This is a genomic window from Acinetobacter sp. YH12151 (assembly GCF_013418355.1).
GTDB classification, from domain to species: domain Bacteria; phylum Pseudomonadota; class Gammaproteobacteria; order Pseudomonadales; family Moraxellaceae; genus Acinetobacter; species Acinetobacter pseudolwoffii.
In genome coordinates this window covers 61804-70628 of record NZ_VPCG01000015.1, presented here as the reverse complement: position 1 = coordinate 70628, position 8825 = coordinate 61804, and the positions used below count along the sequence as shown (strand labels likewise).

The 8825-nt window shown below is 42.7% G+C and carries 11 protein-coding genes and 1 pseudogene; 9 read left to right on the top strand and 3 right to left on the bottom strand.

Going from position 1 to position 8825, the window contains the following annotated elements; translation table 11 throughout:
* The 7 genes and pseudogenes from FTU82_RS16030 to FTU82_RS07685 all read left to right on the top strand — a co-directional run.
* Positions 1–283 (top strand): annotated as a pseudogene (locus tag FTU82_RS16030) (RNA-guided endonuclease TnpB family protein); the annotation flags it as partial.
* A gap of 71 nt (positions 284–354) precedes the next feature.
* On the top strand, positions 355–801 hold the full coding sequence (locus FTU82_RS07710) for an SRPBCC domain-containing protein (RefSeq protein ID WP_005169565.1): 447 nt from the start codon (positions 355–357) through the stop codon (positions 799–801).
* A 122-nt stretch (positions 802–923) separates the two neighbouring features.
* Entirely contained in the window at positions 924–1262 is a 339-nt protein-coding gene (locus FTU82_RS07705) for a zinc ribbon domain-containing protein YjdM (RefSeq protein ID WP_180101209.1), read from the top strand.
* Positions 1263–1386: 124 nt separating this feature from the next.
* Positions 1387–1752 (top strand): 5-carboxymethyl-2-hydroxymuconate Delta-isomerase, encoded by a 366-nt coding sequence (locus FTU82_RS07700; RefSeq protein ID WP_005169568.1) that lies wholly within the window; start codon positions 1387–1389, stop codon positions 1750–1752.
* A 475-nt stretch (positions 1753–2227) separates the two neighbouring features.
* A complete protein-coding gene (locus FTU82_RS07695) occupies positions 2228–2668 on the top strand; it encodes a nuclear transport factor 2 family protein (protein ID WP_180000566.1) in 441 nt (146 codons plus the stop codon).
* 50 nt (positions 2669–2718) lie between these two features.
* Entirely contained in the window at positions 2719–2928 is a 210-nt protein-coding gene (locus FTU82_RS07690; protein WP_227523645.1) for a hypothetical protein, read from the top strand.
* Positions 2929–3050: 122 nt separating this feature from the next.
* Positions 3051–4106: a DUF1176 domain-containing protein gene (locus FTU82_RS07685; protein WP_100357978.1), complete on the top strand. Its 1056-nt coding sequence runs from the start codon at positions 3051–3053 to the stop codon at positions 4104–4106.
* A 74-nt stretch (positions 4107–4180) separates the two neighbouring features.
* Here the strand turns inward: FTU82_RS07685 and FTU82_RS07680 are convergent, their stop codons facing one another.
* Positions 4181–4948, bottom strand: a complete 768-nt coding sequence (locus FTU82_RS07680) for a hydroxymethylpyrimidine/phosphomethylpyrimidine kinase (protein WP_100357951.1) — start codon at positions 4946–4948, stop codon at positions 4181–4183.
* 98 nt (positions 4949–5046) lie between these two features.
* On the opposite strand from FTU82_RS07680, the gene FTU82_RS07675 reads away from it, so the two are divergent.
* Positions 5047–5694, top strand: a complete 648-nt coding sequence (locus FTU82_RS07675) for an HAD family hydrolase (RefSeq protein ID WP_180101208.1) — start codon at positions 5047–5049, stop codon at positions 5692–5694.
* Between the two features lie 148 nt (positions 5695–5842).
* Here FTU82_RS07675 and FTU82_RS07670 read toward each other — a convergent pair whose 3' ends face one another.
* Positions 5843–6358, bottom strand: coding sequence for a hypothetical protein (locus tag FTU82_RS07670; protein ID WP_004645901.1), 516 nt, complete (start codon positions 6356–6358; stop codon positions 5843–5845).
* 24 nt (positions 6359–6382) lie between these two features.
* A complete protein-coding gene (locus tag FTU82_RS07665) occupies positions 6383–6991 on the bottom strand; it encodes a DUF805 domain-containing protein (protein ID WP_004732088.1) in 609 nt (202 codons plus the stop codon).
* Positions 6992–7473: 482 nt separating this feature from the next.
* Here FTU82_RS07665 and FTU82_RS07660 point away from each other — a divergent pair, with 482 nt between their 5' ends.
* On the top strand, positions 7474–8715 hold the full coding sequence (locus FTU82_RS07660; protein WP_180101207.1) for a carbohydrate porin: 1242 nt from the start codon (positions 7474–7476) through the stop codon (positions 8713–8715).
* Positions 8716–8825 lie beyond the last annotated feature (110 nt).

Sequence of the window (8825 nt, the reverse complement as noted above, 5' to 3'; positions counted from 1 at the left end):
AAGTGATTCTTTCTTACGTGGGCTTTTAATAGGCACACGCAAGGGAGATCGCTTTCATCGTTTTAATGGGGAAGTTGTGCAAGCTGATTGGAATGCTGCGAGAAACGTGCTTGCAAGATTAAACGACAATGAGATAAGTCGTTATACGCCTTACAAAACTGTAAAGCGTATATTGCAAGAACGGACTGATCGCTATAAGTCGGAACTGACCGACTCAGGCTCTAGTTACACGTTTGGCAACAAGACATTAACAGAGTGCGAATTAGTCCTTGACTATGTTTGACTACATTTTAAGGAACAGAAGGGCAATATCCCTCAATAAAAATACATAATAACAATAAGGGACTAGGCAAAATGAGTTACACCCTAAAAATGCATCGAGTGTTTAGTGCACCTCCGGAGCGGGTGTATCGTGCTTTTGTTCACCCGGATGCCCTGGCAAAATGGTTGGCACCACATGGTTTTATTGCCAAGGTAGAACATGCGGAAGTCAAACCCGGCGGCAGCTATAAAACCACCTTTACCAATTTTTCCACTGGTACCCAGCACCATTTTCATGGGATTTATCATGAGGTGATTCCCAATCAGTTACTGCGTTATACCGATCAGTTTTCGACACCAGATCTGCAAGGTGAAATAGAAGTCACTGTGATCTTTGAAAAGGTTTCAGTCGGTACAGGCCTGCATATTATTCAGGTCGGCTATCCCGATTTAGTGCCGCCTGCGGTATGTCACTTAAGTTGGCAGGAATCATTCCAGCTACTTTCCTTGCTGGTGAATCCGCATATCCCGGATAATTAATGCTTGATGATTATGAGCTGGCCTTCAACGAAACTCCTGTTCAAAAGCGCATTTCTGCAAAGATGCTATACTGTGATCTTATTTGTTTCATTTATTTAATTTTTCTCTTTTTCGAGGTTCTTATGGGTCTGCCAAACTGTCCAAAATGCCAATCTGAATATACCTATGCAGATGGCGATCTACTGATCTGCCCTGAATGTGCACATGAGTGGAAAGAAGGCGAAATTACTGAAGAACAAGTGATCATTAAGGATGCTCATGGCAATGTGCTGGCGGACGGCGATAGCGTGACGGTGGTTAAAGACCTGAAAATCAAAGGTTCATCTTCAGTGGTGAAAGTGGGTACCAAAGTCAAAAGTATCCGCCTATTGCCGGATGCTGCCGATGGTCATGATATCGATTGTAAAATCGAGGGAATGGGCCCGATGAAGCTAAAATCTGAATATGTAAAGAAAGCTTAAATCTGGCATCAGACTAGAATTTTAACTGGACATGAGACGGTGGATAAATCGTCTCATTGCTAAAATTCAGCGTTTATTTTTTATGTAGTCCCAATCCTCACGTTTTTGATCCGAGATCACTCGTATGCCACATCTGCATCTGGAATATTCTGACAATCTTCAACATCTGCTCCAGACTCAGCCGCTCTTGCTGGCCATGCATCAGGCATTGTTCAATGCAGGCTATGTCACCGATCCCGATGATTTAAAAAGTCGTGCGATTATGCAGCAGGATTATGTCATTGGACTGAGTCCACGGACAGATCAGGCCTATGCACATGCCAAAGTCTCACTATTGAGTGGACGTAGTGTCGAAGTGCGTCAGGCGATTTCTGCATTGGTGCTTGAGGTGATGCAGCAATCTATTGCTCCACAGCCCGAATTAAAAATTCAGCTCTGTGTCGAAATTATTGAAATGCCAAAGCAGACCTATAGCAAAGCCACGATTTAAATCCTGGCTTTTAGCTGTGTGGCATCGCGACAGCTTAAGCATTGTATTAAAAGCATCTACCAGTGCTCAGTCTAAAATAAATCAGACGACCGAACATGAATACTATTCCTAAATTCATTTCATCTTATTAAAATATAAACATATTTTTTTATAAATGACATTTTTGGTCATTTACAATAATACCGCAGAAGTCTTAAAGTGGGTTCAGATAACTCTCTATTCCTGATTTAAATAAAAATAAAGATTGATAGGGCTGTAATGTGGCATGTCTATGCAGATTGCATGAAGTTTTGGACTTAACTTAAAGATTGAAATCAAAAATAATATTCAGATGAATTGCAGTGAATAACACAAAGGGGATAGCCAGGCAATTATAGTGCTTGAGCATAATCAAAATAAGAAAAGCAAAAGACCAGAAATTTGGGACAATTTTAATTCCGATTTCAGGTCTGAATACCTGATTGAGGGGGACTTTATGCAGGTTTTTGGGGATGAACAACTGAGTCAGGAAGTCGTGGCATTTCTTCAGCAATGGGACCATGCCATATGCAGTCTGGAGATCCAGGATATTATTCAATTATGCCGGCCAGATATCCGTCTGGTCGATGTCAGTACTGAAATAAAAGGCATAGATGCCTATCAGGCACTCTGGTTGCAATATCGGCCTTTTATCCCTGAAGGAATCCGGATAGAGCGTCAAGATGTCAATATTCATGTGAGCACTGATTTAGCCTTGGTCGATGGCTATGTTCGGGTGAATTATGCGGTAATTGAGCCAATTTTCCAGTTGGGTTGGTGCCGGGTCAGTATGTGTCTCAGCAAGCAGCAGGGACGATGGCAATTGTTGCATCAACATACCTCAGTACCGGTACAGCTAGAAACTCGTAAGATGCGCAGGATCAAAAGCGTCAGTTAAGTCATAAGCTTAAAAAATTAAGTGCAATATCTTGGTAAATGATTACAGGCATGCTTTATCAGGACACCATTCAGCAAAAACTGAATATACTCAAAGACTATCGTCAGGGAGCCGGGATGTGGGACGGTGCAATTCAGACCTTTGACAGGCTAGAAAATTCGATCGATACCCCGAAGCAGGAAGCGAGGAATCCAAATGTGCAGAATGTCAAAGTGGTCGGCTGGAACCTTCGAGTGAAGAAGCCGCACTGGATTAGCTGAATACAATTCTGAATCCACTGGCCATGATCGGGATTGTGTTTTTGTTCATGGTGCTGATTTTGCTGAATGGTAAAGAGATGCAGTCAGCCACCTCGGCAAGCATTTTAAATAAGGACTAAATGATGAAACAACAATGGAGATACAGCATCAAAATAATGAGTGTCGCATTTGGTCTGGCCAGTATCAGCTCATTAAGTCTTGCTGCTATTCAGGGGCTGCATTTTTCACATAAAGATTGGGAAATGGCCTGCGACAATACCGGTACCTGCCGCGCTTCTGGTTATCAGTCGGATCAGGAGATTGATCGACCAGTTTCGGTTTTATTAACACGCGCAGCAGGAACGACCAGTGCGGTACAAGCAAAAGTCCAAATTTTACCCCTGCAAGCTGCAGCATCGACAGCTCAGCTTCAGTTACAAATCGCGGGCAAGCCCTATGGTGTTATTCGTTTAGATCAGCAAGGGATAGGTCAACTGAGTCGTACACAAACACAAGCCTTATTAAAAGCAGTTCAAGGCACGGATCCACTGATATTTAAGAATGCACAATCACGCTGGACTTTGTCGACAGCCGGAGCCAGTGCCGTTTTGCTGAAGATGGATGAATTTCAGCGCCGCCTCTCTACGCCCTCAGCCTTGATCAAGCCTGGGAAAAAATCCAGTCAAGCGGTACTCAAAGCCGCAGCGATCCCGCAAATTGTGATACCCAAATATCAGTCAGGCAAGATCACTCAAGTGAAACTGAATACGGCGGCGAGTCAGCAGATGATTCGGAAACTGCAAGCGAGCACTAACGAAGATCAATGCGATTTGCTGTTTAGCCAACATTTTATGCCGGATGATGTCATGATGATTTATCCCATCAATGCTCAAAATCAGCTGATTCAGATCCCTTGCTGGCGTGGAGCCTATAATATGGGCAGCGGTTTTTGGCTGATAGATCAAAACAAGCAACCGAGACAACTGGTGACCACCTCCGGAGAAACCTTTAGCCAAGGCCAGATATTTTCCGGGCATAAAGTACGTGGTTTGGGTGATTGTCTGAGTCAGGACGAATGGGCATGGGATGGTAAAACATTTGTCAAAAGTTTCAGTAGCCTGACCGTACAATGCAAGGGCTTTGCTGGCGGTGCCTGGGATTTGCCGACCTATGTAAGCACAGTCATTCAGGGTAAATAGAAATACCCTCGAAAAATAGAAGTGATAAAAAAAGCCTGAATCATTCAGGCTTTTGAATTTAAAAAAATATTATCTTAGAAGCGCTTTGGAATTCTCTGACCATTCGGAACAGGGATGTCGGCAATTTTTAATACCCCAAACAACCAGGTTTCTGCATGCTGTACCGCCGTTTTGAGTTGATCACCCATGGCCAGACGCCCGGCGATAAAGCTGGCCAGTGAACAACCCGAACCATGATATTCACCCTCCAGACGTGGACAGCGGGTCTCATTAATCAACTTGCCCGCGATATACAGACTGTTCTGAATATAATCCGGCGTATCTTCATGACCGCCTTTAACCAGAACTGCTTGTGCACCCATATCAAATAGTTTTTGAGTGGCCAGCTGTAGGTCTTCTTCACCTGTTAAAGCACGCAGTTCAACCGTATTCGGAGTTAGAAGGGTAGCCAATGGAATTAGTTGGGTAAATGCTTTGACCAGTGTCGCCTGATTGCCCAATGAACCGCCACTATTTGCCACCAGAACCGGATCGAGTACATACAGATAGTCCGAATGTGCAGTCAAAAACTCCGCCAGTGCTGCGATATTCTCTGTGGTGCCTAACATACCAGATTTAATACAGCGAATTGGCAGGTCATTCACCACGGCATTGGCCTGAGCCAGCAGCAGCTCTTTAGATGTCGCTTCAAAACCAAAAACCTGCTGTGAATTTTGAATGGTGAGGGCTGTGCAGGCAATTGCTGCATGTGCACCACTTTGACCAATGGCTTCAATATCTGCCTGAAGACCGGCTCCACCTGAAGGGTCTAAACCGGAAAAGCAAAGTACGGTAGGGCGCAAAATGATGTCCTTCATTCACTAAAATTGCATTAGTATAGGCAAATTTGAATGAACTCTCGATATTAATTTATATCGGTGCTGATGAGAGGGGATGGGCTGTGATTAAGAATATTTTAATTGATCTGGATGGGACATTAACTGATCCTAAAGTGGGGATCACCACGTCTGCGCGTTACGGTCTGGAAAAGGTGGGTCATCCGATTAGCGATGAGATCAATATCGACTGGATTATCGGTCCTCCCTTAAAAGCCTCGCTGGCCAAACTTTTAAATATCGAGACCGATAATATTCTGGCTGAGCAGGCATTAATGGCATATCGCGAACGTTTTGCAGTGAAAGGCCTATATGAAAATCACGTTTTCGAGGGTGTGGCAGAAACGTTGGCAGAACTGAAACGCCGTGGTTATCGCTTGTTTGTCGCTACGGCAAAACCGACGGTTTATGCCAAACAGATTTTAGAGCATTTTGATCTGGCTCAGTATTTTACTGAAATTTATGGCAGCGAACTCAATGGTGACAGAACCAATAAAGGCGACCTGATTCAGTATATTTTAGAGCAGCAACAGTTAAAGGCTGAAGATTGCGTGATGGTCGGTGACCGAGAGTACGATATTTTTGGCGCACGCCGTAATGGAATAGAATCTATTGCAGTCAAATATGGTTATGGGAGTGCAGAGGAATTAGGGATGGCACAGCCTAAATATCAAATAGACCGCTTTAATCAGTTGCTAGATTATTTTAAATAAACCCTAATTTTTGCTTATTTTATTTGAGCTGATTTTTAGAGATATTTTGTCTATAAGCTGCTACATCTATACAGATCAACTCTCTTATTAGATTGTTATCTCAATAAAAATCCCGCAGCGTGCGGGATTTTTGCTCTTACAAGAACATTTAAAGCGTCAAAAACCAGGTCGATGCCAACACCACCATAATGATAATCACCAGTAAAATATTGATGATCGTCATTCGATGTTGGGGTGGAACTCTGGCTTTGGTCAGTGCATTTCCTGCATGGTCAAACAGGATGACATTTTGCACGCTACTTTCATAACCGAGTTCGAGTAACGCGCGCTTTTCAACTTCGGTTAAACCGTCTTCAGGCAGATCCATAATTTGCAGCAGTGCTATAGAGCTAAATAGTTTCTTCATCATTGACGATGGTAACAGCCGTTTCAGCGTCACCGCGGCTGCATCAAAGTCGGCAATAATACTCCGCGGATGGGCATAAGGCACATCGGGTAGCAGAGTATGCGTAATCGTGCCATCTATATTCATCAGCTGCATTTTATCTTTATAGATTTGCACCCATACAGCATCTGGAAATTTCACTAATTGATCTTGCAGCATGGAGAAAGTCTGATTTTGCTGATATTTAGTCATTAAATAATCGATAAACAAATCCCGCATCAAGACGGGATTTGTAAGGTTCGGTTATTTGGCAGGAGCACCATACTCATTGTTTTGTTGCTTGGTTTCAGTTGCCCACCACCAGATCAGTACCAGTATGCCAATCACGGTAAGCGTCAGTAATTGCCACCAACCAGAGCGTCCTACATCATGCAAGCGACGCGCGCCAACGGCCAGACTTGGGACTAGAAGTGCCAGATTAAGCAGGCTATTCACCAGCGGTTTAGTGCCTAAAACTGTATCAATTACCTCAGCAACAATGCCTAAAATTACACAAAATAGCATAAAGAACCAAAATTCTTTACGGCGTGCACGGCCGGAAAAGTTTGCATAGTTGGTCAGACATTTTACAAACCAGTCAATACTGCTGTAATTTTCCTCGGCTTGATCCAGATTTGAATATTTGCCAAGCTGACTGGAAATTTTTTCTCCCAGATAAATAGAACTGCCTGAGGTTAAATAAACCTCAGATGCTTCACCCGCGGTATTGACGATAAAATCGACCCGATCACCGCGTGAAGGTGGACGCTCACTACGCCAGTCTGCGCCATTAAAGCTATAGCGCTGATTATCATCCCCCGAGATAAAACCGGTATTGTGTTGAATAGAAAAATCAAGGATTGAACCTTTCATGCTTGTTCTCGTCTATTAAGCTAGATTATTGTTTTAAAGCGACGCAATTTCTTATCAGAATAACTTTAGCATAATCTAATTTTTAAAAGTTTATGGTGAAATGACAATAATTTTTTCATGTTTTTAAAAGCCTTATCGCAATAGTGATTCAGTATTCAATCAACAAAAAATGTAGCGTTGCATGATTTGAAATGAAGAAAATTAAATAGTAATGGAGCTGATTTATCTCTGAATCTTTTATAAGAAATTAAAGCTAAATCTATCTGATGAATATCAAATTTTTCTTTGGAACTATGGTTTGATGTTGTTAAATTTAATATGATGATAAACAGATACTTATAAATTTTAAATTTACAAAAAGCATATAATAATACTAATAAATATAACATTTTATTCATACTTTTTATCTATTAGTAACGATTTTTTAAAATCAACAGGCGTATAATAAAAAGCTTCATATTGTGATGAAGGTATCACATTCAATGTATCTCTCCCCATTATCGAAGGCCGTTTACCTTTGCTGTGCCTCTTTCATCTTAACCACGACCACTGTGCATGCTGAAGCTGCTTTCAGTTCGGAAAGCCCGTGGATGCTCGGTGACTGGAACGGGCAACGTACAGCACTCCAAAATCAGGGCTATGATTTCAGTTTTGGTTATACCGGTGAAATGGCAACCTTGATCGATGCGCAAAGATCTTCAAACCATAAAACTGAATATGCGGACCAGTTTGTTTTTGGGGCACATCTGGATCTGGCAAAAATTGCAGGCTGGCAAGACACCGAAGCACAAATAACAGTGACCCAGCGTAACGGTCAGTCACTGTCTCAAAGCGCTGCTGCTTTAAATGGCCATCTGAGTTCAGTGCAAGAAGTCTGGGGCCGTGGTCAAACCTGGCGCCTGACTGATTTATGGATCAAGAAAAAATTCCTGGAACAAAAACTGGATGTGAAAGTCGGACGCTTTGGTGAGGGTGAAGACTTCAATAGTTTTGACTGTGATTTCCAGAATCTGGCCCTATGCGGTTCACAAGTCGGGAACTGGGTTGGCGATCAGTGGTACAACTGGCCGGTAAGCCAATGGGCTGCACGGGTCAAATATAACCTTAACCCTGAATTTTATGCCCAAGTCGGTGCTTATGAATACAACCCTGAGAATCTGGAACGTGGTAAAGGATTTAACCTGAGTACGGATGGTTCCAAAGGGGCAATGCTTCCTGCAGAAGTGGTTTGGGCGCCTAAACTGGGTGAACAGAAACTACCGGGTGAATACCGTGCCGGTTATTACTACAGTACAGCAGAGGCTGAAGTCATTTCCAATCCAGATCAAACCGATCATCACCATGGGGGCTGGATTGTTGCCAAGCAACAATTGACTGCACATCACGGAGATACTTCGCGTGGTTTGACCGGCTTTGTGAATGCGACAGTGCATGACCCCAAAACCAATAATGTCAGTGATATGCAAAATATCGGGCTGGTTTATAAGGGTGCAATGGATTCACGCCCTCAAGATGAAATCGCATTTGGTATTGCACGCATCAACATGAATGACGATGTCAGTGCTGACCGTCATCAAGAAATCGATGCAGAAATTTATTATGGCTTACATGCCACTAATTGGCTCACCATTCGCCCGAATGTGCAATATGTGCGTCACGTCGGTGCATATAAAGATGGTGAAAATGTCTGGGTGGGCGGAATCAAGTTTAATACGTCATTTTAAAATATAGTTTTTAGTTGCAAATACACTATTGAATCTCTAGGTGCTTTGTTGCAGTAATGGGCAATGCCTGCTTAAGACATTGATGTATTTATAACTCAGAATTTAACAAT

Excerpts from the sequence above, each read along its gene's own strand:
- FTU82_RS07710 (WP_005169565.1), top strand. The coding sequence starts at position 355 with ATGAGTTACACCCTAAAAATGCATCGAGTGTTTAGTGCACCTCCGGAG.
- FTU82_RS07705 (WP_180101209.1), top strand. The coding sequence starts at position 924 with ATGGGTCTGCCAAACTGTCCAAAATGCCAATCTGAATATACCTATGCA.
- FTU82_RS07700 (WP_005169568.1), top strand. The coding sequence starts at position 1,387 with ATGCCACATCTGCATCTGGAATATTCTGACAATCTTCAACATCTGCTC.
- FTU82_RS07695 (WP_180000566.1), top strand. The coding sequence starts at position 2,228 with ATGCAGGTTTTTGGGGATGAACAACTGAGTCAGGAAGTCGTGGCATTT.
- FTU82_RS07690 (WP_227523645.1), top strand. The coding sequence starts at position 2,719 with ATGCTTTATCAGGACACCATTCAGCAAAAACTGAATATACTCAAAGAC.
- FTU82_RS07685 (WP_100357978.1), top strand. The coding sequence starts at position 3,051 with ATGAAACAACAATGGAGATACAGCATCAAAATAATGAGTGTCGCATTT.
- FTU82_RS07670 (WP_004645901.1), bottom strand. The coding sequence starts at position 6,358 with ATGCGGGATTTGTTTATCGATTATTTAATGACTAAATATCAGCAAAAT.
- FTU82_RS07665 (WP_004732088.1), bottom strand. The coding sequence starts at position 6,991 with ATGAAAGGTTCAATCCTTGATTTTTCTATTCAACACAATACCGGTTTT.
- FTU82_RS07660 (WP_180101207.1), top strand. The coding sequence starts at position 7,474 with ATGTATCTCTCCCCATTATCGAAGGCCGTTTACCTTTGCTGTGCCTCT.